We start from the raw sequence: 26,531 nt of genomic DNA on the forward strand, positions 1-26,531 counted from the left end.
TCTTAGCGACACTAGAACGCGACTAACAATCAGTGGGGGATAAGGAAAACCCCCACTGATTGAAGTTTCACTTTATGCAAAAACCTGTTTCAAGTCATCCTTTGGTTGCTGCAGCCAGAATCTCATAAGACGCTTTGCCCCTTCAAGATCATGAAGCTTTGCCTGCCCGCATTGCTTCTCATTTGCCGCGGGAATTTCGGTAATTTCAACTGCATCTTCCATTGTAGCTTCCAGCAGATCAATTATTTCTTCAACTGACGGCTCACCGCTTACCACTAAATAATAGCCGGTCTGGCAGCCCATCGGGGAAATATCAATAATGTCGAAATGGTCATATTTTTCTGCATGAGTACGGATATTAAACGCAAGCAGATGCTCAAGTGTGTGTATGACATCCGGCTTCATCGCCTGTTTATTTGGCTGGCAGAACCGGATATCAAACTTGTTCACTAATCCGTCACTGCCCACCTTATGGACACCGCAGTGCCTCACGTAAGGCGCTTTTACAGCATTATGATCCAACTCGAAACTTTCTACTGAAGGCATATAAAACACTCCCCTAAAGTTTTCCTTTTACTATAGCATAATATCCGACTAAATTCATCAAATTAATATGAAAATTATGACTTTATCATGATAATATGTTATTTTAAAAGAAAATATGATTTAACCGGGAAAGGTAATGCCATGTTTAAAAAAATTCTCATTTCAATATTTCGTTTTTATCAAATTGTGATTTCCCCGCTCAAGCCTCCCACATGCCGGTTTTATCCGACATGTTCCCATTATGGGCTGGAGTCAGTTAAGCGATTCGGCGCCTTCAAGGGCGGCTGGCTGACAATAAAACGGATCCTTAAATGCCATCCCCTTCATCCGGGCGGTGTCGACCTGGTTCCAGAGCAATGGCCCAAAAAGAAAAAGAATTAACCCTCGTATCCGTCCACTACAAGGTCAAGCTTGCCTGTGCCAGGATGAATAACAAGCCCATGCACAGGCACATCTGCCGGCATCAGCGGATGCTTTTTCACCATATGTACACTATGGGATACACTATCCTCAACATTTTCAAAACCTCTCAGCCAATCATCTGCAGCAATTCCTGAGTATGTCATCGTATCCAGTGCATCGTCAGTAATGCCTCTCTCTTTCATGCTGCTGACAACCGCATCAGCCTTCATTCCACTCATGCCGCAGTCATGATGGCCAATAACAAACACTTCTTTCGCCTGCAGCTGATAAACAGCTATTAATATGCTTCTCATAATACTTCCAAACGGATGGGTTACTAAGGCTCCCGCGTTCTTAATGATTTTCACATCACCATTTCTTACATTAAGCGCTTTTGGCAAAAGTTCTACTAAACGTGTGTCCATGCAAGTCAGAATAACCATTTTCTTATTAGGAAATTTCGTTGTTTCAAATTCTTCGTACTTTTTTTCTTCAACAAATTGCTGGTTATGGTTTAAGATCTCTTCTAAAAGTTTCAATTGTTCCACTCCCTGTCTTTTTGTGAATACTTTGATTGTAAGAGCTATTCGCTCCCATACTTGACGAAAAAATGTCAATACTAATAAAGACCTTTCACTGGCCTCTATAATTATGATACATAAAGTAGGTGCTCCAAACAAATTTTTTTCCTTGCTTTTTATCTGGATATTTTGTAAGATTACTAAGGGAAATCGTAATGGTTACGTATTAAAGGTCATAATTATAAACATTACTTAAAATATGGTCTGTACTTTAAATCGTAATAGATACGCTTTATAAAAAGGAGGAAAAAAAATGAAAAAGTCATTTTTGATATATATTCTAGGGCTAATCCTTGTTCTTTCTGGCTGTACAGGTGAAAAGAGAGAGGAGAGCAGCAGCGATAAAACTATGGTTTATACAACCGTTTATCCTCTACAATACTTTACTGAACAAATCGGAGGAGAAGCGATAGAAGTTGAAACCATCTACCCGCCGGGGTCGGATGAACACACCTTTGAACCTTCTCAAAAAGATATGATGAAGCTGGCCGATTCAGATCTATTCATTTTTATAGGACTGGGTCTTGAGGGGTTTGTGGAAAAGGCAAAAGAAACATTGAAAAATGAGAATGTTAAAATGGTCGCCGCTGGAGAAAATATTGAGTTTGTCCACTCAGATGTAAATCATGATCCTGCACATGAAGAACATGCTGATGAAGCTGAGCATGAAGATGAACATGCTGACGGACACGGAGCTGAATCATCTGAAGAGGACCATGATCACAACCATGGAGATATCGACCCCCATGTTTGGCTGGATCCTTTATACTCGAAAGAATTGGCGGAATCAATTAAGGATGCTTTAGTGGAACAGATGCCTGATCAGAAAGAGCAGTTTGAACAAAATTATATGGAGCTTGCAAAGAAGCTTGATAATCTTCATTCTGATTTTGAACAGACAGTTCAAAGTGCAAAGCATAAGGAATTCATCGTTTCACACGCAGCTTATGGCTATTGGGAAGAACGGTATGGTCTGGATCAAATCAGTGTATCCGGTTTAAATTCTTCCAGCGAGCCTACTCAGAAAGAACTGCAGAAAATCATAGCAGAAGCAAAAGAACATGACTTAAAATATGTTTTTTTCGAACAGAATGTGAGCTCAAGACTGACTGAAATTCTGCAGAAAGAAATTGGCGCAGAACCGCTAATGCTTCATAATTTATCGGTCCTTACAGAAGAAAATATTACCGAAAATCAAACATATTTTACACTTATGGAAGATAATTTGGCTTCATTGAAAAAAGCGCTAAATAAATAAGCACACCAGCCTCCCGCATTGGGAGGTTTTTTTGTCTCTTAATTTAGGTAATTCAGGAAAAGATTACATAGTTGTCTTTTTTTTTGCAGAAACTATTTCCATTGAAGAAATTGAAGGGATGAAAAAGCAATGAGTGATTTATTGATTGCGAGGTCTTTATTTGGGACTACAATGGGCTTTCATATTATTTTTGCAACCATTGGAGTTGGCTTGCCGCTGATGATGCTGACAGCGGAACTTCTTTACCAGAAAACGAAGGATCATGATTACGTCATTATGGCAAAAAGGTGGACTAAGGCATTTGCGGTGCTGCTTGGAGTAGGAATTCCGACAGGAACCATAGCAGGGACTCAGCTTTCCCTTTTATGGCCTGGTTTTATGGAGGTTATCGGCAAGGTAATGGCATTGCCATTCCAGATTGAAATCTATGCTTTCTTTATTGAAGCTTTATTTATGTCAATTTATGTGTATGCTGCCGAAAGAATTCCTCCATGGATGCGTATATCAAGCCTTATACTGGTAGCTCTTGGCGCTTTTGCCTCAGCTGTATTGATAACTAATGTTCACGCTTTTGAAGGAACACCACAGGGATTCAGAATTGTCGATGGTGAAATTGTCGATGTGGATCCATGGGCTGCATTTTTTAACCCAAGCTTTATCGTTACAGCAGGACATGTGGCACTATCAGCATATACAACAGGGGCATTTGTTGTAGCATCAGTTGCTGCTTTTAAAATGCTTAGAACTCCATTCGGAACACGAGTATATAACTTTCATAAAAAAGCACTTATGCTGAGTTTGATTGTCGGGGGAATTTTTTCTTTTCTAACAGCTATTAACGGGCATGAATCGGCTCAATACCTGCATGAGTACCAGCCGGAAAAACTTGCAGCAGCAGAGGGGCTGTTTGAAACTCAATCCTATGCTCCCCTTGCGATTGGAGGATTTACAGACCGTGAAACTCAGAGGGTTAAGTGGGGAATTGAAATTCCATGGGCACTAAGCTTTTTGGCGGGCAACAGCTTTGACACCGTAGTAGTGGGGCTGAATGATTTTCCTGAAGAAGAGTGGCCTCCGCTTTTTGTTCATACCCTCTTTAATGCGATGGTCGGAATAGGCTCATTGCTCATATTATTATCTCTTATTGCTTTCGTATGGAATAAATTCCTGAAAAGAGACCATTTTCCCAGGTTCATCATGTGGGCATTTGTTGCCTCTGGCCCGCTCGCAGTTCTTGGAATAGAATTCGGATGGGTATTTGCCTGTACCGGCCGTCAGCCCTGGACCATCTACCGGGTGCTGTCTACCGCTGATTCTGTTACGACAGCTGAGAATCTGGGGATTTTATTTATTCTTTTTGCCCTTGTGTATGTAGTACTTGGAGTAGCAGTTGTGTTTGTTATGCTTTATTACTTTAAAAAGAATACTGTAATCGATGACATAAATAGAGCCAAACAGAAAAACGTTCCTCTATACGGATCAAACACATGAAGGAGTGAATCCAATGGCGGAAGAATTACTGGCCATCACAGTGTTATGGGGATTCGTCTTCATATATGCGGTTATGGCGACAATGGATTTTGGCGCAGGCTTCTGGTCCATGATTTACTTTAATCGGCCCAAAATAAAGGCAACAAATGTGGCAAACCGATATTTATCTCCTACCTGGGAAGTGACAAATACCTTTATCGTCGCAATTGTAGTGGCAGTTTATAGCCTTTTTCCGACTGCAGCCTACACACTGGGAACTGTACTTCTAATACCAGGAAGCATCATATTGCTCTTACTGGCGATCCGCAGTGCATTCCTGGTGTTTTCCAACATTGCGGAAGAATACAGGAAGCCGCTCACCTATATTTCAGGCCTATCCGGAATTCTTATCCCCGGATTGCTGATCAGCGTTTTGCCCATCACCCATGGAGACTTTGTTGAATTTAGTGATGGCAGGCAATCTCTGGACCTGGCACATCTTTTTACAAGCCCGAACGAATATGCTTTTATCGGCTTTGCAATCAGCAGCACATTGTTTTTGTCTTCCCTTCTCCTCGCGGACTACTCAAAAGCCTCGGAAGAGATGGAAGCTTACTCAGTATACCGCAGGGATGCAATCGTGCTTGGGCCAATTTCAATCATAATGGCATTTCTTATTATGTTTACTTTGAAAAGAGAAGCATTTTGGATTTATGAAAAGATGATAGATGATATGCCTTTGCTTTTGCTGTCTCTTGGATTGTTTCTAATAGGAGGGCTTGCCCTGTTCCTGCCATCCGTAAACAAAAAAGGAGTTAGGGGAATTCCCAGATTGGCGGTTATTGCCATAACCCTCCAATACCTTGCTGCCAGCTATGCATATGGAAAAGCTCATCTTCCCTATATCGTCTACCCTGAAGTGACTATTGCTTCTGCGTTTACTGATCCAAGTTCATTCCGGGCCATATTTGCCACCTATATCGCAGGATTCCTTATCCTTTTCCCCGGGTTCATATACTTTTGGAGCCTTTTCATGAACGACAAACGATATCTTCGGCAAAAACAAACCAAAGACCCGGCTTGATCTTCCTGCAAATGCCATGACTGAACAAAAAAGCACTGCAGAAAATAAAGAAGTGACATGCTCCGGAAATTTGTCAATTTCAATGTGGTCACAATTTTCTGTTAAGGGGTGTTTGAAAATGGCACAAGACGTACTATGTGAAGTTAATAACTGTACTTTCTGGAAAAATGGAAACCGATGCAGTGCAGATCAAATATACGTAGTCAGCCATACTGGCGAAACGGCAGACAACAGCAAAGAAACAGACTGCAAAACGTTCGAACCGCATTAATGGTGAGAGGCACCGCTCGAATTTTGTCAAATTCCGGCAGTGCCATTAATGCATATTGCAAAAGCGGTGCATGTGCTGCACCGCTTTTTTTAATATAAATAAGTTTATTATTTTTTTTACCGGGAATGTATAGAATAACAATAACTAATAGGAGTGATACATATGTTATCGACCGTTATTTTGCTTGGAGCTGCTTTTGCCGCTGCTGCTGGATTAAGCTCCTTTGCCATTAAAGAAGATTCATTTATTAAAGACGAAATCACTCAATAATTGATCATAAAAGGCGCCGCGGATGCGCCTTATTTTTTTGCAATCAAACGAAAACCGCCGTTCTTCCAAAATAGAACGGCGGTTTTCTTCTACAAGACAAAGCATTCCTTTGAGATTGTTACTTCACTCAGTCTTTTCTCATTAATCTCATAACCAATACCCGGTTTATCAGGAACCTTAATCATCCCGTCTTTTACGGTGACTTCAGGGAGAATAATATCTTCTTCCCAATACCTTTCTGATGCAGAAATGTCACCGGGTATTGAAAAGCCCTCCAGAGAAGCCAGCGCAATATTATGGGCTCGGGAGATTCCGAACTCGAGCATACCTCCACACCAGACTGCGATCCCTTTATCCAGGCAATAATCATGAATTTTCTTTGCTGTACCTAAACCTCCAACCCGGCCAATCTTAATATTAATAACTTTACAGCTTCCAAGCTCGATGGCTCTTCTGGCATCATTAAAGGTAACAATACTTTCATCCAGGCAGATCGGTGTTTGCAATTCCTTCTGAAGCTTTGCATGGTCAACAATATCATCATATTCAAGCGGCTGTTCAATCATCATAAGCTCGAAGTCATCAAGCCTTTTTAACTGGTCTATATCCTCCAATGAGTAAGCTGAATTAGCGTCAGCCATGATTGGCAGATCGGGGTAATAGCGGCGGATCTCTGAGATCAATTCATAATCATTTTCGGGGCTGATCTTTATTTTGACCCTTTGATAGCCGCTTTCCAGATAGTTTTCAATTTGTCTTCTAACTTCTTCCTTTGTTTTGGCGCCAACAACCACGCCGGATAGGATCTGTTCCCTCTTACCGCCTATAAATTTAGAAAGAGAAATATCTTCTATTTTTGCAGCCAAGTCCCATAAAGCCATTTCCAGCGCCGCTTTCGCCATTTGATTCCTTCTCAGGTCATTAAAAACACGTCCTGCATCTGAAGGATGCTCAATATCCGAATTACGCAAGATAGGGATAAGAAACTCCTTTAGCACATGATAGCTCGTCTCAACCGTTTCCTCTGTATACCAGGGGGAAGAGAAGGCGACTCCTTCCCCATATCCCTTCCGACCTTCTTTATCAGTTACTTCAACTATAATTCCCTCTCTGTCCTTAACAGTTCCTAAATGAGTGGAAAATGGCGTTTTTAAAGGCATCGCAATTCTATACAAAGTAATAGTTTTTATATCCATGCTAATTCCCGCTTTCCCCGAGCATTTCCCGGAGTTTCCTTCTTAATATCTTCTTAGAAGCATTCCTGGGAATTTCATTAATCATGATGATCTTTTTAGGCACTTTATACTTTGCCAGCTTCTCTAAGCAGTACTCTGTCACTTCTTTTTTATCCAGGCTTTCTTCTCCGGCAATAAAGGCGACCGGCACTTCACCCCAAACCTTGTCCTTCATGCCAATCACCCCTGCATCTGATATTTGGGAGTGTGAAGCAAGAACACCCTCAACTTCAGCAGGATAAATATTTTCCCCGCCTGAAATGATTAAGTCTGAACGCCGATCAAGTACATATAAAAATCCTTCTTGATCGACATAGCCTATATCTCCGGTTGAGAGCCAGCCATCTTTTATTTTTTTCACAGTTTCTTCTTCACGGTTTAAATACCCTTTCGTCACATTCGGGCCTTTGACAAGAATCTCACCCGCATATCCAGGATCCGCAAGCTCCCCATTAGGATTAACAATTTTCAGCTGGGAAGGAAATAAAGGCTTTCCGGCTGAACCTAATTTGCTGAAACTGTATTCCGGTGCCAGAGTAACAATCTGTGAAGAAGTCTCCGTCATCCCGTAAGTCTGGTAAACAGGAATAGCCTTCTCCCTGCAAACTTCTAGAAGAGATTTCGCTGCTGGACCTCCCCCTAATAACATACATCTGAAATAGTCCGGCAGCTGCTCATTTTTTAGTTCATCTGCAATCCTGGTAAGCATCGTACTCACAACAGACATGATGGTCACTTTTTCGCTGGAAATGGCTTTGATGGCTTTTTTCTCATGGAAAGATTCAAAAAGAACCATTTTCATGCCGTAGATGATGCTTCGCATTAAAATGGAATAGCCGCTAATATGAAAAATCGGCACAGCACACAGCCAGCTGTCGTTTTCATTCAGCCCTAAGTTTAACGCAGACCCCACTGCACTCCACCAATGATTACCGTAGGTTTGCAGAACGCCTTTCGGATTCCCCGTTGTGCCGGATGTATACATGACAGTACAAACCTCATTAAGACTTACTTCCTCTATTAATGCCGGCTGGGCAGGATCTTTCCTGAAGAGCTCTTCTTTATGTATCGCTGAAATTCCCCGTAAAGATTTTACAACCTTTTGGCTTATTCCATCAAAGGAACTCTCTGTTAAAAGGAAAGCCGACTTCGAATCACCCAGTTGCCAAATTAATTCCTCGGCTGTTAGCCTGTTATTTAATATAACGGCCTTCACATCGATTAGCTGCAGCGCCAAAAGGATAAAAACACTATCTTCATGATTTCTCAGCAGCACACCTGCAAACTGGCCTCTCGTTAATCCAGCTGCCTGTAATTGCCCTGCTATCATGTATGCACGATCATACACTTCGGAAAATGTATAGGTTTTTTCCAAAAAAGAAAGGGCTGGGCGTTCAGGTGTTAAGAATGCCCGTTTTTGAAGGAAATTCGGTACTATTTGAGCTTCCATCCTAAAACCTCATTTCATGCGATTTTTTCATATAAAAACAGCCTGATGGACTGGCCATCAAGCTGAAAAAATAGTATACCTCAAAATCAAGGGAAACGCGGGAATTGGCCAAAGTCCGGCTTACGCTTTTCTTTGAATGCGTCACGGCCTTCTTTTGCTTCATCCGTTGTATAGTATAGAAGAGTTGCATCACCGGCGAATTGCTGGATTCCGGCGAGTCCATCTGTATCGGCGTTGAAGGCAGCCTTCAAGAAGCGGATAGCAGTCGGGCTCTTCTCCAGAATTTCTTCACACCACTTAATTGTTTCTTCTTCCACTTTCTCAAGTGGCACAACTGTATTAACAAGCCCCATATCCAGAGCTTCCTCGGCACCGTACTGGCGGCACAGGTACCAAATTTCGCGTGCTTTCTTATGGCCCACGATTCTTGCAAGATATCCTGAACCGTAACCTGCATCGAAGCTTCCCACTTTAGGTCCTGTTTGTCCAAATACAGCATTATCAGCTGCAATCGTTAAGTCACATACGATATGAAGGACATGGCCTCCGCCAATCGCATAGCCTTTTACCATCGCAATAACCGGCTTAGGAATGACACGGATTAAGCGCTGAAGATCCAAAACATTTAAACGAGGGATCTGGTCATCCCCTACATATCCGCCATGTCCTCTGACAGATTGGTCTCCGCCTGAACAAAATGCTTTATCTCCTGCACCTGTAAGGACAATAACACCTACATTTTCATCATCACGTGCGTACGCAAATGCATCAATTAATTCCATTACGGTTCTTGGAGTAAAGGCATTATGGACTTGTGGTCTATTGATGGTAATTTTCGCAATTCCATTGTATGTTTCATACATAATCTCTTCGTACTTTTTTCCTGCAACCCATTCTACAGCTGACATACATGAATCCTCCTCAATATGTATTGTATTAGATAGCGCGATAATTGCCGCACAGCTTTGCGCCAGCAAAGGACATCATTCCTCAATCTTTACTGCTTTTGTATTAATCTCCCCTAATTGCGACAAAAACCCACTTACTATTGTACCAAATAATTCAGGTTTCTCCACATGAATTGCATGTCCTGCATTTTTAACAGCCTTCCACTGAACATTTGGCAATGCTTTCGACATCTCTTCTGCAATTCTGCAGAATTTTTGGTCCAGCTCCCCGGTCAATAGAAGGACTGGCATTTTCAGATTACCGAGCTCCTCCCACCAGGATGGCTGTGTGCCGGTACCCATGCCATTCAGGCTGTTTGCCAGACCACCAATAGAATTGGCCATACGCTGGTTTCTTATTCGTGTTCGGATTTGATCAGGAAGATTTCTTTGGCTTTGAAATAAGGGGATATTCTCCCAATAATCGATAAAATTCACAATGCCTTCCTTCCTGATTCTGGCAGCCAGCCTGGCATCCTGCACTCTTCTTTCATGCCTTTCCTCTTCTGTCCTCAGCCCTGGGGAAGCACTTTCTAAAATCAGCGTTCGGACTTTTTCAGGATATTTAACTGCAAAAGTCAGCGCAAGCCGCCCTCCCATGGAATATCCAAGAACATCAATTTTCCCGATTCCCATCTCTTCTAAGAGACTGTTTATCACAGCGGCACACTCTTCTATTTGATAATGGCCAATATCAGATGGTGCCCCAGACTTCCCATGGCCGATGATATCCAAAGCTATTGCCTTCGAATGACCTTCCCAGAAGGGAACGAACTCTTTCCACCCCTCACTATTTCCCGTGAAGCCATGAAGAAGCAGGAGCGGAAATCCTTTACCCCACGTATCGACATGATAGGGAACTCCATTCATGACATATTTCATCGGCATTCACCCTTCCAGCAATCGACTTATTTCCCGGGAAACAGAATTCCACAATTCTCGATGCTCGGTTAAATTTCTGTCCCGGTTTGTCGTAATTTCCATTACCTTCAAGCCAGGTATGTCCATGTTCCGTTTGAAGGCTGAAATAAAATGTTCCCAATCTGATATTAAATCATATTGTCCGCCAAACATCTTAATGGCATGGCTGAAATCAAGATCCAGCGGTGTTCCGAACAGTTTTTCAAAGTTATTGGGGTAATTCGCCTGAGGAAGGAATGAAAAGATTCCGCCTCCATTATTATTAATCAGCAATATATTGATATCAATTCCATACAGCTTAGAGGCAATTAAACCATTTAAATCATGAAAGAAAGTTAAATCACCGAGCACAAGATAGAGCGGCTGGGATGCCATTCCGGCACCAAGAGCAGTTGAAACTGTGCCATCAATGCCATTTGCTCCCCTGTTAGCCATTACTTTAATGCCTTTTTGATTAAAATGGAAAAAAGTATCCAGGTCCCGTATAGGCATACTGTTTCCTACAAATAATGTCGAGCCTTCCGGCAGCATTTCAGCGAGCTGGAAAAATAATTTACCCTCACTCAATTCATCTGCTTCATTAATATCAGCAAGCCTTACTTTTGTAAGATCATTGATTTTTTTCCATAGTGCAATGAATTCATCATTCTCTGAAGTGTTTAAATATGAGGTGACAGATTCGCAGAACAGCAGCTCATCGCAATGAATCATTTCAGTCGAGAGCAGTGAAGGATCACGCCATCCGCCGCCCCCATCAACAATAATCTGCCGGGCAGTACTGTTTTCTTTCATGAAAATGGACAATGGCTTTGATACAGGCGTAGCACCGAAGCGAATGATGACATCCGGCTTAAGAGCTTTTTTTGCATCGTCATTTTTCAAAAAGGTATCATATGCATCCATAATGAAGCTGCCATCGTGCAGTCCGCTTCTCAACTGTGATAATGGATCGGCAATGATCGGAAAGTTCAGCTTTTCCGCCAGTTTAATAACGGCAGCCGGGAAGCCGGATTTTTCCAGATGACCGCAGATTATAATCCCCCTTTGTGCGGAGTTTAAAACCTGTGCCATTTCTTTGTACTCTTCGTTAGGCAAACTAAGCTTGCCACCCTGAATATTTACATACCCCTCTGTTCGTTCACTAAGCTCAAATAAATCAGCACGATCCAGCTGCGGAACTAGCGGCTCACGGAAAGGGAAATTAAGGTGAACAGGTCCAGCCGGCGAACTCTTAGCGGCCGAAGCTGCTCTCGCACATACTGTTCGGGCATAACGCAGCATTTCTGCTGAATTATCGGGAGGAGCCATTTCAACAAACCACTTTACATTATTACCGTACAAATGGATCTGATCGATCGCCTGTGGAGCGCCTACATCCCTTAATTCATGAGGCCGGTCTGCCGTAAGCACGATTAGCGGCACCCTGGAATACCTGGCTTCCACAATGGCAGGGTAGTAATTGGCTGCAGCTGTTCCGGATGTACACAGCAAAGCTGCCGGTTTTTGGGATGCTTTAGCAATTCCCAACGCAAAAAAGGCAGCCGAACGCTCGTCTACATGAATATGTACACGAAGCTCCGGATGCTCTGCCATTACCATTGCCATCGGGGTAGAACGGGAGCCGGGACTGACCACGACATCCTCTACCCCGCTTTTTACTAGTTCAGCCACAAATGCGGCTATATATGAAGTTAAAGCTTCCTGATGATTCACTTTTCATAACCCCCAAGAGCCGTAAGCATTGGCCGGAATTTAATCTTTGTTTCCTGGTATTCGCTTTCGGCATTTGAATCCTGTACCACTCCGCAGCCTGCAAATAAGGATGCCTCATTCCCCTGGATTAGACCGGATCTTATTGCCACAGCATATTCGCCATTTCCTCTAAAATCCATCCATCCTAATGGAGCAGCATAAAAGCCGCGATCCAGTTCTTCTGCTTCTCTGATTTTTTCTACTGCTTCTCTTTTAGGCAGCCCACCAAGAGCAGGAGTCGGGTGAAGACGGTCAACTAAAGCAAGAAGTGAAGCATCTTCCCTGGTCTTTCCTATTACAGGGGTATACAGGTGCTGAATATCACGCATTTTCATCAGCTGCGGCTCATTCGGCAGTTCAACTTCTGTGCAGGATTCTTCCATAGCTTCCTTTATCATATCCACCACATATTGATGTTCAGTCAAGTTCTTTTGATCATGCAGTAATGTTTCTCCAAGGATATGATCATCATCTTCCGTTCTGCCTCTGGGGATGGAACCTGCCAGACAAGTTGTAAACACGTTTTCCCCGTATTTTTTTATAAGGCGTTCAGGAGAGGCTCCAATAAAGCAGTCACCGTTCGATTCAAACGCAAAGATAAAGCTTTCACTTTGCATTTTCCTGAGATTCAGGATAACTCTTTCTATCTCAATCGGCTTTTCATAAATGAGCCTGGATTCCCTCGCAAGCACAACCTTTTTTAATAGGGATCCTGTTTTTAGTTCATCAACAATTTTATCCACTGTCTCCATCCATTTTTCCGGATTGATATCCGCTTCTTCCTGAAGAGTGTTTGCACTCTCAGGATGATAATCATTGATTGAACCGATTAGCATGCTTCTTTCAGCGGCTATCTTTTCAAAAAGTGATTCACTATCATGCTGTGTACAGACAACATTTGTTGTCAAAAAGGCTTGTCCATTGATTTCACTATACATATAAGCCGGCACATGAAAAAGGGAATTGGAATACTTTGACCAAAGCTTTGTTTTCTGCTTCAGCGGGTCAAAAGAAAAACCGCCAAACATCAAGGGCCCTGTTGCATTTTCATTATAAGGGTTAAAAATAATACTGTTATTAATAAAACGCTTCCATTCCTTTTCAACCCGTTTAAATCTGTCTGTACTTTCGTCTGACTGGATTTGCCTGCAGATGCCAAGCCCGATTATATAAGCTTCACTGGAAGGATCCTTCCAGAAAAAGCGTTCACCAAAAAAACGGCTCTTTCCTGCCGCATAAAAAGAAAGGGGGTCTATATGATTTATTTTTTTCACTTCACTCACTAAAACAGGCTTTGATAAGGCTTTGGCCCTTTCAATCGCCTCCTGGATCCCTTCTTTTAGTTCCGTATCTTGTATCGTAACCAAAAAAATCCCTCCAATAACAGCTTAAATTGCCGTTATCCTACTTTAAACTTATTCTAAGATACACCTGTGATTCAAGGAATGTCAATGATGTCAATCCTGCCATTCCTTTATTGTATCCTTTATATTATAGCTTACTTTCGGCATCTATAATATCAATTAACTCAGGTTCACTGTAAATAACTGTTACGTTACAACAATCATGGAAAATACCGGTACATTTTACGGCAATAATACGTTGACACTCCTGCGGTATTTACCTAAACTTAAGGTGTTTGGTATAGTTGGCTTATGAGGGTTTACTTTGACAATACCCTGATAATCAGTTAAAATAAACAAGTTTGAATGATGCAATGATTGATACCATTACAGAATAGATAATTAAGGGGAGAGTTATCATGCAACCACAAGCACAGACCAATTTTCCGCCTGCTTCCAGTTCAAAGAACTGGAGAGTCTGGTGGCAGCTGACCAGGCCGCACACTTTGACCGCTGCTTTTGTTCCGGTTTTACTTGGAACAGCTCTTGCAATGGAACTTACCGAAATAAATTTCAGCCTGTTTTTTGCCATGCTGGCAGCAAGTCTGCTGATTCAGGCTGCTACCAATATGTTTAACGAATATTATGATTTCAAAAGAGGGCTTGATACGGAAGACTCTGTTGGAATCGGCGGAGCGATTGTCCGTGAAGGAATCAAACCAAAAACAGTCCTGAATTTGGCGTTTGGGCTATACGGGATTTCGATATTGCTTGGTTTCTATATTTGCATGAACACAAGCTGGTGGATTGCAGCAATCGGACTTGCCTCCATGGCAGTAGGATATTTATATACAGGCGGTCCTCTTCCGATTGCCTACACACCATTTGGTGAATTATTCGCAGGGTTTTTCATGGGCATGCTAATCATTCTTATTTCTTTCTATATCCAGGCAGGAACCGTAACCGCAACAAGTGTTTTAGTTTCGTTCCCTATATTGATTCTTGTTGGCGCCATTCTGCTGGCCAATAATATCAGAGACTTGGATGGCGACAAGGAGTTCGGCCGTAAAACATTGGCTATTCTTTTAGGAAAAAAAGGAGCAATTAACCTGCTTGCCTGTATGTTCATCGTGTCTTATGCATGGGTCTTCATATTAATCGCCATGAGCATCATAACACCATGGCTTGCTATCGTTGTCCTTAGTGCGCCTAAGGCCATTAAAGCAACGAAAGGCTTCATCGGCAAAACACTTCCGATGCAAATGATGCCTGCGATGAAAGCAACTGCACAGACAAATACAATCTTTGGCTTCCTTTTATCAGTAGGCCTGTTTCTCGGATATCTACTATAATCATTTAATAAACCTCTGCTTCTATGGCAGGGGTTTTTTGTTTGGAAAAAATCAGCAGATGCTGTCATCCTGGTTTCATCCCATTTTTAACGGGTAATTTTTACTTAAGGAAGATGCAGGCCGTAAAATTACTTCTTCCGTTATGATTTTGCAAACTACGTCCATACTAAACCCATATGGACTAAGATTTGATATCCGGCGGAGCAAAACTGTCAGAGCTCGGCTTTATTATAAGCTTGACTATCAGATCAACAGGCATTTATAAAAATCATCAAAACTAAGGATGTGACATAATATGTTGACCAATGAACAGATCAGCACTTTAAAAAAGGAATTGAATGATGAAAAGGAATCACTGGAGTCCCAGCTGCAGGGCAATAAAGAAGGCAGTCTGGAAGGAGCAAGCGCCAGAGATGCAGTAGGAGAGCTATCTCTATATGATAACCATCCCGCAGATATGGGTTCTGAACTTTATGAACGCGAAAAGGATTTTGCATTAGAAGAGCACCATGACTCTGAACTCAATAAAGTGAATGCTGCACTAAAGGCAATTGAAGATGGTTCATACGGTAAGTGTAAACAGTGCGGTTCTGATATTCCATACGAGCGGCTGGAAGTGATTCCGGCAACCCTTTACTGTAAGGATCATAGTCCTGAACAAAATGTGCCGGGAGACCGTCCTGTTGAGGAAGATGTGCTTGAACCTGCTCATGGGAATACCTTTCAGCATCATCAATTCAGGGAAGTAGTAGATAATGAAGACAGCTTTCAGGAAGTTGCCCGTTTTGGCACTTCTGAGACACCCTCTGATTTAAGGGGGGACTATGAAGATTACAATTCCCTTTATAATGAAGGTCATGATGACGAAGGTTTTACAGAAGATTATGAGACATTTGTCGGAAATGACCTTGAAGGCAAGGAGAGAAAAATCTATCCTTCCAAGAAACAGGAAGAGTATGAAGCCATGCTGGATGAAAATGATATCGAAGCACCTTTCGGGGATGTGCCGTATCATGAGACTGACGGCTATGTGGATGAAGATAAGGATTAAAGTAAAAGCGATGCAGCTGCATCGCTTTTTTATGTCAAATGGCAAAATAAGATACCCTTATTTATATTTATAGTTTGGATTCGATATCCTGGATAATCTCATCAATCGTATCGGAAACGTCGTTTGTGCGGCGGGCAATGGAGATGCTGAATTCCAGCAGTTCTTTATAATTTTTCACCGGAATAGAATCACTTGTTTTCTCGAATTCATTTAGTTGCAGTCCAATATTTTGAAGATGCAGCAAAACTTCTTCCATTGATCCTCTCTCGATTTGGTACATTTAACAGCTACCCCCTTTATATCTAATGATTTCATTATCAGGGTTTTTAAACCTTTTTTGTAGTGGAAATTATTGTTAATATTTTCGCTTTGCAGAGTAAAACTTTGCCACAAAGGAAATATTAGTTTTAGAATAAATTGCTGGGAGGTTCATTATGTCCGCACAAATGAAAGCAGCATGCTTTTCAGAATATGACAACCTTGAACAAGTGGTGTTATGTGAACCGAAGTACATGACGATTGTGGATACTATTAACGAAACACAGAAGCATTATAAAAAAGAAGGAATTAATATCGACGTGGCGATGAAACAGCACAGGCACTTTGTCAGTGCATTGAAGGATCAGGGGATCGAAGTCGTTTTACTGCCCCCGTTTGAAAAATACCCTGAGCAGGTTTTTACCCGTGACATCGGATTTACGCTTGGAGAAAAGGTGTATGTTGCCGAAATGGCTGCTGATATCCGGCAGGGGGAGGAAAATGTTCTGAGACAATGGCTGGAAGTAAATCAGGTTCCTTTTTACAACCTTACGGGTGATCGTATAGAAGGAGGTGACGTACTCATCGATGGCAAAACTATATATGCCGGAGTCAGCAGCCGGACCTACGAGGAAGCAATTGAGCACCTTCGCAGCCTTATGCCTGAATATGAAGTCGTATCCGTCCCCTTCACTGATACATATCTTCACCTTGATTGTGTATTTAATATCATTTCACCTGAGGAAGCTCTTATTTTTCCAGGAGAGATTCATGGGGAGAAAGTAAAAATGCTGGAATCGCGCTATGATTTAATAAAAGTGTCGGAAGAGGAGCAATTCACACTCGGAACGAACGTCCTCTCAATTGGCAATAAAAAAATCTTCAGCCTTCCCATTAATAAGAATGTCAATAAAGAACTAAGGTCCAGGGGCTATGAAGTCATTGAGGTAGACATTACTGAAATTATTAAATCCGGAGGTGCCTTCCGCTGCTGCACTATGCCTGTTAGACGCAGTAAAGGGTAGATCTCCTGCCTCAATGAACCGTAGAAAGATTATAGACCCTCTTGGAAACCGCTGTTTGTGATTAACTGCTTTTCTCTCTTGCGCATCTACAGTTTGGGAGTTAATCCTTGTGATTAACTCCCATTTTCTCTTGAGCACCTTCCTTTTGGGCGTTATTACCCCTGATTAACACCTATTTTCTCTTGACCACTTTCATTTTGGGCTTTATTCCCGCTGATTAACTCCCATTTTCTCTTGAGCACTTTCCTTTTGGGCGTTATTCCCGCTGATTAACTCCCATTTTCTCTTGAGCACTTTCCTTTTGGGCGTTATTACCCCTGATTAACTCCCATTCTCTCTTGAGCACTTTCCTTTTGGGCGTTATTCGCACTAATCAACCAAAAACAGCCTTTCTCACTGGAAAGGCTGTTCTCCTTTTACTTATTCATCAACTCAACGCCAGCGGGTTTGATTTTCCAGATTTCCCGCGCATATTCGCTGATTGTGCGGTCGCTTGAAAAATAGCCTGAGCCGGCAATGTTCATTAAGCTCATTTTCAGCCAATGATCCCGATCCTCATAAGCCATCCCGGCTTCTTTCTGGATATTTACGTACGAAGCAAAATCCCTCAACACAAAGTATTGGTCATTTTCCATCAGCAGGGAGTCAAATATAGGCTCGAATTCATCATCAGCATCCGGGAAAAATCCATTCACAAGCTGGTCGATGACCTGGCGGATTCGCTTATCATGATGGTAATACTCTCTGGAATTATAACCGCCATTCTGGTAATAGCTGAGCACCTCATCTGCCGTTAATCCAAAGATGAAGATATTGTCATCTCCTGCTTTTTCTTTTATCTCAATATTGGCTCCATCCAGTGTACCAACTGTCAAAGCGCCATTCATCATGAATTTCATATTCCCTGTACCGGAAGCTTCCTTGCTTGCTGCAGAAATCTGCTCGCTGATATCTGCAGCGGGGAAAATTTCCTCTGCCAGCGAAACCCGGTAATTTTCAAGAAAGATAACCTTTAGAACATCTCTTGTCTGCGGGTCATTGTTCACTTTTTCAGCAACGGTATTAATTAATTTGATGATTTTCTTTGCGTAATAATAGCCAGGGGAAGCTTTTGCACCAAAAATAAAAGTCCGCGGGTGCATGCGGAAATTGGAATCTTCCTTCAGCCTGTTATATAAATGCATAACATGCAGAATATTTAACAGCTGGCGTTTATAAGCATGCAGACGCTTAACCTGAATGTCAAAAATCGAAGACGTATCAACTTTAATGCCCTGCTGCTCCTGAATGCGCTTCGCCAATCTTTCCTTGTTCAATTGCTTAATCTGATGCAGCTGCCGAAGGAAAACCCTATCATTCTTAAAATCTGCCAGCTCGCGAAGCTTTTCCGGTTCCCGAATCCAGCCTGCCCCAATGGTCTCATTTATAAGACCAGATAAAAGCGGATTGGCTTTCAGCAGCCATCTTCTGTGTGTAATTCCATTGGTTTTATTATTAAATTTCTCAGGAAAAATTTCATAAAACTGAATCATTTCCCGCTTCTTTAAGATTTCTGTATGAAGGGCGGCAACACCATTAACGCTGGAGCTTCCGACAAGTGCAAGGTGTGCCATCTTTACCTGGTCGTGCGCGATGATCGCCATATCCTCAATCCGCTTCCAGTCACCCGGATATCTGTCCCAAAGATCGCGGCAAAAACGTTCATTGATTTCATTCACTATCATAAAAATCCGCGGCAGCAAAGGCTGGAAAATGCGGACAGGCCATTTCTCCAAAGCCTCTGAAAGAGTTGTATGATTCGTATAGGCAATTGTCCGGACTGTAATATCCCAGGCTTCCTCCCAGCCCATTCCCTCTTCATCCAGCAGGATTCTCATAAGTTCAGGAATGGCAAGAACCGGATGTGTATCATTAATATGAATGCTCACATATTCATGGAAATCTCTTAAACTGGCATGCTGCTTTCGATAGGAACGCACAATGGAACGGATACTGGCCGAAACAAGAAAGTATTGCTGCTTCAGCCTCAGGATCTTCCCCTCATCATGGGTATCATCAGGATATAGAAACTCGGAAACAGATTCGGTTTCCCGTTTATATTTTAATATATCATGATTTACAGGATAAGGAGACGGTTCAGCATTCCATAGCCTGAGAGTGTTAATCGTATCTGTTTGATAGCCGGCAACAGGCATATCGTAGGGGACAGCCGAAATAGTTTCCGCATTTACATGGCGGAACACAAGCCTGCCGTTGTCCTCTGCCGTTTCAACTTTGCCCCAAAAAGGAACCTCAATGGCCAGGTCGGCTTTTCGGACTTCCCATACATGGCCGTTCCGCAGCCACTGCTCCGGAAGCTCCACTTGATAGCCATCCACAATTTTCTGTTCAAAAAGTCCATGCTTATAGCGAATTCCACAGCCATGGCCGGGTAGGTTTAAGGATGCCAGCGAGTCCATAAAGCAAGCCGCCAGACGTCCCAGTCCCCCGTTTCCCAGCCCTGCATCTGCTTCAATTTCTTCAAGGCGGTTGAGATCAATGCCCAGATCTGCCAGGCCATCTTTTACAACCTGCTCAATTCCCAGGTTTATCAGATTATGATGAAGCAGGCGGCCCAATAAAAACTCGATGGATAAGTAATATACCTGCTTTTCACGGTCGATGCGGTATCGCTCATTTGTATTAATCCACTCTGTGCTCACATGTTCCCTGATCATATTTCCGAGCGTGAAGTAATGATCTCTTTCTGTGCTTTCACCGAAGCTTTTTCCACAGGTCATCTCCAATTTTTTCAGGAATTCCTCTTTGAACCCATCGCGATCAGAAAACATGGCTTTCACTCCTTGAAACAAGGCCTGCATATAGCTGATTGTATTTGAAAGCAGATTGCGCCCAGCTATTATCCATACCCATTGCATTTTTCATAATCTTCTCCCATGTTTTGCTGTCACTGTAAAAGTTTATTGCTCTTCTAATGGTGTACAGCATGTCATGGGCATTAAAATGGCTGAAGGAAAAACCGTTTCCTTCTCCTGTGACTTCATTGTAAGAAAGAACAGTATCATTTAACCCGCCTGTTTCCCTTACGATGGGAATGGAGCCATATCTCATCGCAATCATCTGCCCTAACCCGCAGGGCTCAAATTGGGAAGGCATTAAGAATAAATCGGACCCTGCATAGAATTCATGTGCAAGGCCTTCATCAAACCCAATATATGCTTTGCACTTATCAGGGTAGGCCGCTTCCATCTCCCTGAAAAATTGCTCAAACTCAGGATCTCCAGTTCCCAAAACAAGGACTTGAATATCATCCTGCATAAGCTCATGGAACACACATTTAACCAGGTCCAGGCCCTTTTGCTTTGTCAGCCTCGTAACCATGGCTATCAGAGAAACCTCTTCCTTCACCGGCAAGCTGAATTTTTTCTGAAGATCCATCTTATTTTCTTTTTTAATCTGAAGCTTTTCAAAGGTATAGTTCTCTTTAATAAATGGATCCTTCTCAGGATTATAAAACTCATCATCAATTCCATTTAAGATTCCTTCCAGATCATAAGCTCTGCGCTTCAATAAATCATGCAGCTTCTCACCGTAATACTCGGTTTGAATTTCATCTTTATAGGTAGGGCTGACTGTTGTAATTTTATCAGCAGCGACAAGTCCGCCCTTCATAAAATTGATATTTCCGAAGAATTCAAGCTTATCCGGATGAAAATGGCTATAGTCAAGCCCTAATAAATCCCCAAGAGCAGCCCCTGGCATAATCCCCTGAAACTGAAGGTTATGAATGGTGAAGACTGTCCGAATGAATTCATACCCCTTTTTCGCACGATACTCAACCCTGTGCAGAAAAGGAATCATCCCGGTATGCCAATCATGGCTGTGAATAACATCTGGACAATAATCAATATGCTGAAGAGCATCCAGCACGGCCCGGTTAAAATAGGCAAACCGCTCTCCATCGTCAAAATAGCCATATAATTTTTCGCGGTTAAAATAGTATTCATTATCCACAAAATAGAATGTAATTCCCTGGTGCTCAAGTTCTTCAATTCCACAATACTGGTTTCTCCAGCCAACCTGAACTGTAAACTCGCACTTTTTAGACATTTTCTTTTTTAAGTCATCTGATATGGAACCATACTTCGGAAGAATCACCCGTACGTCAGTCCCCTGTTTGGCAAGCTCTTTCGGGAGTGAACCGGCTACGTCGGCAAGACCTCCGGATTTGACGAATGGAACACATTCAGAAACAGCAAACAATACTTTCACGAGTTCATCAGCGCTCCTTGTACGGTACCTTTGCGAATTACCAGAGGCATTTCACTTCTTCCCTCAATTCTGGCACCGGATTCTACCTTAACATCTTTATCTAAAATAACAGAGTCTAAAACACAGTTCTCGCCAATTTGGGTTTTTTGCATGATTATACAATTTTTCACGACTGAGCCCTTGCCAATTTTGACTCCGCGGGAGATAATGCTGTTCTCGACTGTTCCTTCAATCATGCATCCATTTGCAATCATCGAATTCTTTGCGCTCGCACCTTTTACATATCGGGTTGGGGGTTCATCTTTTACTTTTGTATAAATGGGCTGGCTGCGCAGAAAAATATTTTTCCATGCCTCCGGTTCCAATAGCCCAATACTGGCAGCAAAGTAATTTTCAATGGAATCAATCATGACAGCCAAGCCGGTATATTCATAATTGCATATCGTATACGAATGGTGGATATCTGTAACAACATCACTCATACACGTGTATCCTGTTTCGTTTCTATTTTCTATTAAACTTATAAGCAGCGAGGTTTTTACAAGGTACATTTCCAGCGAGCGTCCATCCTGGCGAACAACTGTAATATCACACCCCGTCATAATATGTCTATCCAGAACAGGCCTGAAATCCATATTAAAAACGGTGAAACAGTTTGAGATCAAGGCATACTCCTGCTTGCTGCGATAAAAATAATCCAAATTCGCAGCAAAGTGATTGAAAGATCCGATCCCTTTACTAGGACTATCCAGCAAAGGAGACGGAAAAAAGAATAGCCCATCCCTTTTTCTGTTTAAGTCCCAGTTTTTCCCTGAACCAAGATGATCCATTAAAGAGCGATATTGATACTTCGGAAATATGGCAACACTCTCAATATCCGAGTTGACCATATTTGAGAGAACAAAATCGATCAGCCTATAGCGGCCTGCAAACGGAACAGCTGCGAGCGACCTGTGTACTGTCAATTCCTCTAAACCTTCATGGTAGGTTGTTGCGTCTATTACACCAAGCATTCTCTTCTTCATGACATTCCCTCCCGTTTTATTGGCCAGGATCCGACTTGGCATCCAGCTGTAAATTAAGAACAAATTCCCTGTATCATTTCCTGTGTTATCAGAATGATTTCGTCATCCTCTTCGGAAGCACTGATCACCACGCCATCAGGTATGTTCATTCCGCTTGGCACAATCGCCTTTTCAATATAGACATTTTCGCCAATCACAGCATCAGGCATGATTACCGATTCACGGATCACCGAATTCTTCCCAACCAGAACCCCTTGAAAAAGCACTGACTTTTCAACTTCGCCCTCAACCGTACAGCCTTCATTTATCAATGACTCTGCAACCTCTGCCTGAGTTGAAATATACTGTGGAGGGTGATTCGGATTGACCGAATAAATCCGCCAATCATGATCAAAAAGATTCAGCTCGCATTCGTCATCCAGTAAATCCATATTTGCTTCCCACAGGCTCTTAACTGTACCAACGTCCTTCCAGTAGCCATTGAACGGATAAGCGAACAGCTTTTTATTTTCGTCAAGCATTAATGGAATGATATCTTTTCCAAAGTCATGGCTTGATTCCGGATTGCGGTCATCCATTTCCAAATATTCCTTTAAAACAGACCAATTAAAAATATATATTCCCATAGAGGCCAAATTATTTTTTGGATATGCTGGTTTTTCCTCAAATTCTGCGACCCGCATCTCCTCATCCGTGTTCATGATGCCGAACCTGCTTGCCTCCGGCCAAGGTACTTCAATAACAGAAATAGTGGCATCCGCACCTTTTTCAATATGATAATTCAGCATCAGCTCATAATTCATTTTATAAATATGATCACCTGATAAAATCAGGACATATTCAGGATCATACTGCTTTAAATAGTTAAGGTTTTGATAAATGGCACTGGCTGTTCCTGTATACCATTTGACTTCTGATGACTCGCTGTAAGGGGGCAGGACTGTCACGCCGCCGTTCTTTCTATCAAGATCCCATGCGCTGCCTATGCCAATATATGAATTCAAAACCAGCGGCTGATATTGTGTCAGAACCCCGACTGTATCAATTCCCGAATTGGTGCAATTGCTCAATGTAAAATCAATGATCCTATACTTTCCTCCAAAAGGAACTGCAGGTTTCGCCAGGCTTTTTGTCAGAGAACTAAGCCTGCTCCCTTTCCCTCCTGCTAATAGCATTGCCACGCACTTTTTCTTTCCCATTTCCCTTCCTCTCCTTCCGATGTTTTACAGGGCGTAATATTGAAATGCCAAATGGCGGAATAGACATCTCCAAACTGAACGGCTTGCCATGAAACTCAATTTCCTCACTCTTAAGGACCCTCTTGTTTGTGCAATTTGATCCTCCAAAGCTGTCATTGTCACTGTTAAATATTTCCCGGTAAGATCCCATATTTGGTACGCCTATACGGTATTTTGGGTATATATACGGTGTAAAATTGCAGACAATCACGAGATAATCACTCTCTTTAGAGCCTTTTCTGATAAAAGAAAAGATGGATTGGTGCGAATTATGACAATCAATCCATTCAAAGCCATCCTGAAGATGATCAAGCTCAAAAAGAGGCTTGGAACGTTTATAGACCTTTAACAATTCTTTCACATAATCATTTGCTTTTTTATGCATCTCGTAATCCAGCAGATGCCAATCTAGCTGTTCTTTGTCTTTCCATTCGGAAAACTGCCCGAATTCGCTCCCCATGAAAAGAAGCTTCTTGCCGGGATGGGCAACCATATAGCCAAGGAGGAGCCTGTATTGGGCAAACTTTTGCCAGTAATCGCCCGGCATTTTATCCAGCAGCGATTTTTTTCCGTGGACAACTTCATCATGTGAAAAAGGCAGTATGAAGTTCTCTGTAAAAGCATACAAAAGCGAAAATGTCATTTTCCCATGCACACCAGATCGCCTCTCGGGCTCTGTTTCCATATATGTAAGAACGTCATTCATCCAGCCCATATTCCACTTGTAATGAAAACCCAGCCCCCCATAATTAACTGGTGCAGTCACTTGCGGCCAGTCTGTTGAATCCTCTGCCATCATGAGAAAGGAAGAATCATATTGTGAAACCACTTTATTGAGATTTTGAAGGAAGCCGGTACCAAACGGATTTTCTGTTTTTCCATCCCGGTTCGGCCAATAAATGATATTAGCAACTGCATCAACCCTGAAGCCGTCAATATGGTATTTCTCCATCCAAAAAACAGCGTTGGAAATAAGGAAACTCTGCACTTCATTTTTGCCGAGATCAAAATTGGCAGTTCCCCATACCCGGTTCTCTCTGTCACCTTCTGTTTCATACTCATACAAATACGAACCATCAAACTGATAAAGGCCATGGGCATCTTTGCAGAAGTGCCCCGGCACCCAGTCCAGAATCACCCCAACACCATGCTGGTGGCATTGATCAACAAAATACATAAAATCATGCGGACTGCCATAACGGCTGGTAACCGAGTAATAACCTGTTCCCTGATAGCCCCAGGAAGCGTCGAGCGGATGCTCAATTAGAGGAAGCAATTCTATATGCGTAAACCCATGCTCCACCACATAAGGTATTAATTCCCTTGCAAGCTCCCGGTACGTATAGGGACTGCCCGATTCTTTTTGCTTCCACGAACCAAGATGGACCTCATAAATGACCGCAGGCTCTGTAAAAATAGCCTTCTTTTCTTTTTTTTGCATCCATTTGCTGTCATCCCACTGATACCCGTCCAGCGAATATACTTTAGAAGCTGTATTCGGCCTTACTTCTGAAAAAAAGCTATAAGGATCAGCCTTTAAAAGCATATCTCCTTTCTTTGTAGTAATTTCATACTTATACAAGGCACCTTCCATGTTTCCATCCAGCTGAATAATCCAGACACCTTCCTTATTCACTCTATGTAAGGTATAGCCTTCTCCATTCCAATCATTAAAATCACCGACTAATCTGATAATTTCAGCATTCGGTGCCCATACACAAAAACGGGTAATCACTGCTCCTCCGTTTGAAACTACATGTGCACCAAATAACTGGTGACTCTCATAAAGCGTCCCTTCATGGAACAAATGCAGCTGATAATCGGTTGGAAACAAAGTATCCACTACCATCCTTCTCCCCACCCAGTCTCGTTTCTTTTGACTTTCCTGTTATATTCGCTGCACCTTTGAAAAGTCCTTGTAAAAGTTTTTTTAATTTTATGACAACAACGTTCATAATCCGCTAATAAACGATAGCATTTTGCCCATTTTAACAGCCTTCGACATAATTTCCGGTAAACTTAGACAAAATAAAACAAAATATGCAAGCAAAAAATGAAAGGAGAATAATATTTTGAGCAATAAAGAAGAGGAGTTTTTATTGAATGAGGCATCCAAAAAGGAAATAAGGATTCCACTATTTGAAGCACCGGATGGAAAGATTATGGCCACTGGTGATATGTTTAGAGGCCCCTATACGGGAATATCTTCTGATATTGATTTGAATAATCCCGGCAATAGATTAAGCAGGGAAGAAGAGAAATTTGATTAAACAGGAGCAGAAATGAACTGTAAAGCAGAGTTACACAAATACAAACATAGACAACAAAAAAGCTGCCAACAAATTGTTGACAGCTTTTTTGTATGACCCCTACGGGATTCGAACCCGTGTTACCGCCGTGAAAGGGCGGTGTCTTAACCGCTTGACCAAGGGGCCAATATGGCGGAGAAGGAGGGATTTGAACCCTCGCGCCGGTTACCCGACCTACACCCTTAGCAGGGGCGCCTCTTCAGCCACTTGAGTACTTCCCCATATATGGCTCCGCAGGTAGGATTCGAACCTACGACCGTTCGGTTAACAGCCGAATGCTCTACCACTGAGCTACTGCGGAACAATAAAATTAAATGGTGGGCCTAAATGGACTCGAACCATCGACCTCACGCTTATCAGGCGTGCGCTCTAACCAGCTGAGCTATAGGCCCATTTTGGAGCGGGTGAAGGGAATCGAACCCTCATCATCAGCTTGGAAGGCTGAGGTTTTACCACTAAACTACACCCGCA

The 26,531-nt window shown here is 42.3% G+C and carries 23 protein-coding genes and 5 tRNA genes; 9 read left to right on the forward strand and 19 right to left on the reverse strand.

Annotated elements, in window-relative coordinates:
• Positions 1-72: 72 nt before the first annotated feature.
• The gene (locus AC3WTL_RS24815; protein ID WP_252219621.1) at positions 73-546 is read right to left on the reverse strand and encodes an S-ribosylhomocysteine lyase; all 474 of its coding nucleotides are present in this window, start codon (positions 544-546) and stop codon (positions 73-75) included.
• Positions 547-687: 141 nt separating this feature from the next.
• Here AC3WTL_RS24815 and yidD point away from each other — a divergent pair, with 141 nt between their 5' ends.
• Positions 688-927: a membrane protein insertion efficiency factor YidD gene (yidD, locus tag AC3WTL_RS24820; protein ID WP_492370202.1), complete on the forward strand. Its 240-nt coding sequence runs from the start codon at positions 688-690 to the stop codon at positions 925-927.
• Here yidD and AC3WTL_RS24825 read toward each other — a convergent pair.
• Complete coding sequence (locus AC3WTL_RS24825; RefSeq protein WP_076263309.1) at positions 924-1,487, reverse strand: beta-class carbonic anhydrase; 564 nt, start codon at positions 1,485-1,487, stop codon at positions 924-926. The two genes, yidD and AC3WTL_RS24825, sit on opposite strands and share 4 nt — an antisense overlap.
• A 295-nt stretch (positions 1,488-1,782) precedes the next feature.
• Between AC3WTL_RS24825 and AC3WTL_RS24830 the strand changes: the two genes are divergently transcribed.
• The 4 genes from AC3WTL_RS24830 to AC3WTL_RS24845 all read left to right on the forward strand — a co-directional run bounded on the left by AC3WTL_RS24830 (position 1,783) and on the right by AC3WTL_RS24845 (position 5,612).
• Positions 1,783-2,787 (forward strand): metal ABC transporter substrate-binding protein, encoded by a 1,005-nt coding sequence (locus AC3WTL_RS24830; RefSeq protein WP_197212964.1) that lies wholly within the window; start codon positions 1,783-1,785, stop codon positions 2,785-2,787.
• A gap of 129 nt (positions 2,788-2,916) precedes the next feature.
• On the forward strand, positions 2,917-4,278 hold the full coding sequence (locus tag AC3WTL_RS24835; protein ID WP_048011101.1) for a cytochrome ubiquinol oxidase subunit I: 1,362 nt from the start codon (positions 2,917-2,919) through the stop codon (positions 4,276-4,278).
• Positions 4,279-4,291: 13 nt separating this feature from the next.
• A complete protein-coding gene (locus AC3WTL_RS24840; protein WP_035330424.1) occupies positions 4,292-5,341 on the forward strand; it encodes a cytochrome d ubiquinol oxidase subunit II in 1,050 nt (349 codons plus the stop codon).
• Positions 5,342-5,459: 118 nt separating this feature from the next.
• Complete coding sequence (locus tag AC3WTL_RS24845; protein WP_082139021.1) at positions 5,460-5,612, forward strand: DUF1540 domain-containing protein; 153 nt, start codon at positions 5,460-5,462, stop codon at positions 5,610-5,612.
• 359 nt (positions 5,613-5,971) lie between these two features.
• Here the strand turns inward: AC3WTL_RS24845 and menC are convergent, their stop codons facing one another.
• From menC to AC3WTL_RS24875, 6 genes are all read right to left on the reverse strand, one after another.
• The gene (menC, locus tag AC3WTL_RS24850; protein WP_492370203.1) at positions 5,972-7,078 is read right to left on the reverse strand and encodes an o-succinylbenzoate synthase; all 1,107 of its coding nucleotides are present in this window, start codon (positions 7,076-7,078) and stop codon (positions 5,972-5,974) included.
• 1 nt (position 7,079) lies between these two features.
• Positions 7,080-8,567: an o-succinylbenzoate--CoA ligase gene (locus tag AC3WTL_RS24855; protein ID WP_492370204.1), complete on the reverse strand. Its 1,488-nt coding sequence runs from the start codon at positions 8,565-8,567 to the stop codon at positions 7,080-7,082.
• A gap of 86 nt (positions 8,568-8,653) precedes the next feature.
• On the reverse strand, positions 8,654-9,475 hold the full coding sequence (menB, locus tag AC3WTL_RS24860; protein WP_048011098.1) for a 1,4-dihydroxy-2-naphthoyl-CoA synthase: 822 nt from the start codon (positions 9,473-9,475) through the stop codon (positions 8,654-8,656).
• A 75-nt stretch (positions 9,476-9,550) separates the two neighbouring features.
• Positions 9,551-10,396 (reverse strand): 2-succinyl-6-hydroxy-2,4-cyclohexadiene-1-carboxylate synthase, encoded by an 846-nt coding sequence (menH, locus tag AC3WTL_RS24865; RefSeq protein ID WP_492370205.1) that lies wholly within the window; start codon positions 10,394-10,396, stop codon positions 9,551-9,553.
• 6 nt (positions 10,397-10,402) lie between these two features.
• On the reverse strand, positions 10,403-12,148 hold the full coding sequence (menD, locus tag AC3WTL_RS24870; RefSeq protein ID WP_492370206.1) for a 2-succinyl-5-enolpyruvyl-6-hydroxy-3-cyclohexene-1-carboxylic-acid synthase: 1,746 nt from the start codon (positions 12,146-12,148) through the stop codon (positions 10,403-10,405).
• Entirely contained in the window at positions 12,145-13,554 is a 1,410-nt protein-coding gene (locus AC3WTL_RS24875; RefSeq protein ID WP_394580455.1) for an isochorismate synthase, read from the reverse strand. The genes menD and AC3WTL_RS24875 overlap by 4 nt, the downstream gene beginning before the upstream one ends.
• Positions 13,555-13,949: 395 nt before the next feature.
• Here AC3WTL_RS24875 and AC3WTL_RS24880 point away from each other — a divergent pair, with 395 nt between their 5' ends.
• Together AC3WTL_RS24880 and AC3WTL_RS24885 are read left to right on the forward strand one after the other, a co-directional pair.
• Entirely contained in the window at positions 13,950-14,882 is a 933-nt protein-coding gene (locus tag AC3WTL_RS24880) for a 1,4-dihydroxy-2-naphthoate polyprenyltransferase (RefSeq protein WP_492370207.1), read from the forward strand.
• Positions 14,883-15,177: 295 nt separating this feature from the next.
• Positions 15,178-15,933, forward strand: a complete 756-nt coding sequence (locus AC3WTL_RS24885) for a TraR/DksA C4-type zinc finger protein (RefSeq protein WP_197212949.1) — start codon at positions 15,178-15,180, stop codon at positions 15,931-15,933.
• Between the two features lie 67 nt (positions 15,934-16,000).
• On the opposite strand, the gene AC3WTL_RS24890 is transcribed toward AC3WTL_RS24885, so the two are convergent.
• Positions 16,001-16,213 (reverse strand): hypothetical protein, encoded by a 213-nt coding sequence (locus AC3WTL_RS24890; RefSeq protein ID WP_048011093.1) that lies wholly within the window; start codon positions 16,211-16,213, stop codon positions 16,001-16,003.
• 154 nt (positions 16,214-16,367) lie between these two features.
• Between AC3WTL_RS24890 and AC3WTL_RS24895 the strand changes: the two genes are divergently transcribed.
• A complete protein-coding gene (locus AC3WTL_RS24895; protein ID WP_248348213.1) occupies positions 16,368-17,216 on the forward strand; it encodes a dimethylarginine dimethylaminohydrolase family protein in 849 nt (282 codons plus the stop codon).
• A 416-nt stretch (positions 17,217-17,632) separates the two neighbouring features.
• Here the strand turns inward: AC3WTL_RS24895 and AC3WTL_RS24900 are convergent, their stop codons facing one another.
• From AC3WTL_RS24900 to glgB, 5 genes are read right to left on the reverse strand one after another with little or no spacing between them, the layout of a single operon-like run.
• The gene (locus AC3WTL_RS24900) at positions 17,633-20,047 is read right to left on the reverse strand and encodes a glycogen/starch/alpha-glucan phosphorylase (RefSeq protein WP_248348211.1); all 2,415 of its coding nucleotides are present in this window, start codon (positions 20,045-20,047) and stop codon (positions 17,633-17,635) included.
• A complete protein-coding gene (gene glgA / locus AC3WTL_RS24905) occupies positions 20,037-21,488 on the reverse strand; it encodes a glycogen synthase GlgA (protein WP_492370208.1) in 1,452 nt (483 codons plus the stop codon). The genes AC3WTL_RS24900 and glgA overlap by 11 nt, the downstream gene beginning before the upstream one ends.
• The gene (locus tag AC3WTL_RS24910; RefSeq protein ID WP_222500089.1) at positions 21,485-22,513 is read right to left on the reverse strand and encodes a GlgC family sugar phosphate nucleotidyltransferase; all 1,029 of its coding nucleotides are present in this window, start codon (positions 22,511-22,513) and stop codon (positions 21,485-21,487) included. The genes glgA and AC3WTL_RS24910 overlap by 4 nt, the downstream gene beginning before the upstream one ends.
• A 53-nt stretch (positions 22,514-22,566) precedes the next feature.
• Positions 22,567-23,712 carry a glucose-1-phosphate adenylyltransferase gene (locus AC3WTL_RS24915; protein WP_248348208.1) on the reverse strand — a complete coding sequence of 382 codons (1,146 nt, stop codon included), beginning with the start codon at positions 23,710-23,712 and terminating at the stop codon, positions 22,567-22,569.
• Positions 23,654-25,600: a 1,4-alpha-glucan branching enzyme gene (glgB, locus tag AC3WTL_RS24920; RefSeq protein WP_252219630.1), complete on the reverse strand. Its 1,947-nt coding sequence runs from the start codon at positions 25,598-25,600 to the stop codon at positions 23,654-23,656. The genes AC3WTL_RS24915 and glgB overlap by 59 nt, the downstream gene beginning before the upstream one ends.
• 223 nt (positions 25,601-25,823) lie before the next feature.
• Between glgB and AC3WTL_RS24925 the strand changes: the two genes are divergently transcribed.
• The gene (locus AC3WTL_RS24925) at positions 25,824-26,021 is read left to right on the forward strand and encodes a hypothetical protein (RefSeq protein ID WP_197207928.1); all 198 of its coding nucleotides are present in this window, start codon (positions 25,824-25,826) and stop codon (positions 26,019-26,021) included.
• Positions 26,022-26,114: 93 nt separating this feature from the next.
• Here AC3WTL_RS24925 and AC3WTL_RS24930 read toward each other — a convergent pair.
• From AC3WTL_RS24930 to AC3WTL_RS24950, 5 genes are all read right to left on the reverse strand, one after another.
• A tRNA-Glu gene (locus AC3WTL_RS24930) sits at positions 26,115-26,186 on the reverse strand.
• 4 nt (positions 26,187-26,190) lie between these two features.
• Positions 26,191-26,281 (reverse strand) — tRNA-Ser (locus tag AC3WTL_RS24935).
• A 5-nt stretch (positions 26,282-26,286) separates the two neighbouring features.
• Positions 26,287-26,361, reverse strand: a tRNA-Asn gene (locus AC3WTL_RS24940).
• A 14-nt stretch (positions 26,362-26,375) separates the two neighbouring features.
• Positions 26,376-26,452 (reverse strand) — tRNA-Ile (locus AC3WTL_RS24945).
• Positions 26,453-26,456: 4 nt separating this feature from the next.
• Positions 26,457-26,530, reverse strand: a tRNA-Gly gene (locus AC3WTL_RS24950).
• Position 26,531 lies beyond the last annotated feature (1 nt).

This window comes from Cytobacillus sp. EB106-05-05-XG126 (assembly GCF_058791715.1).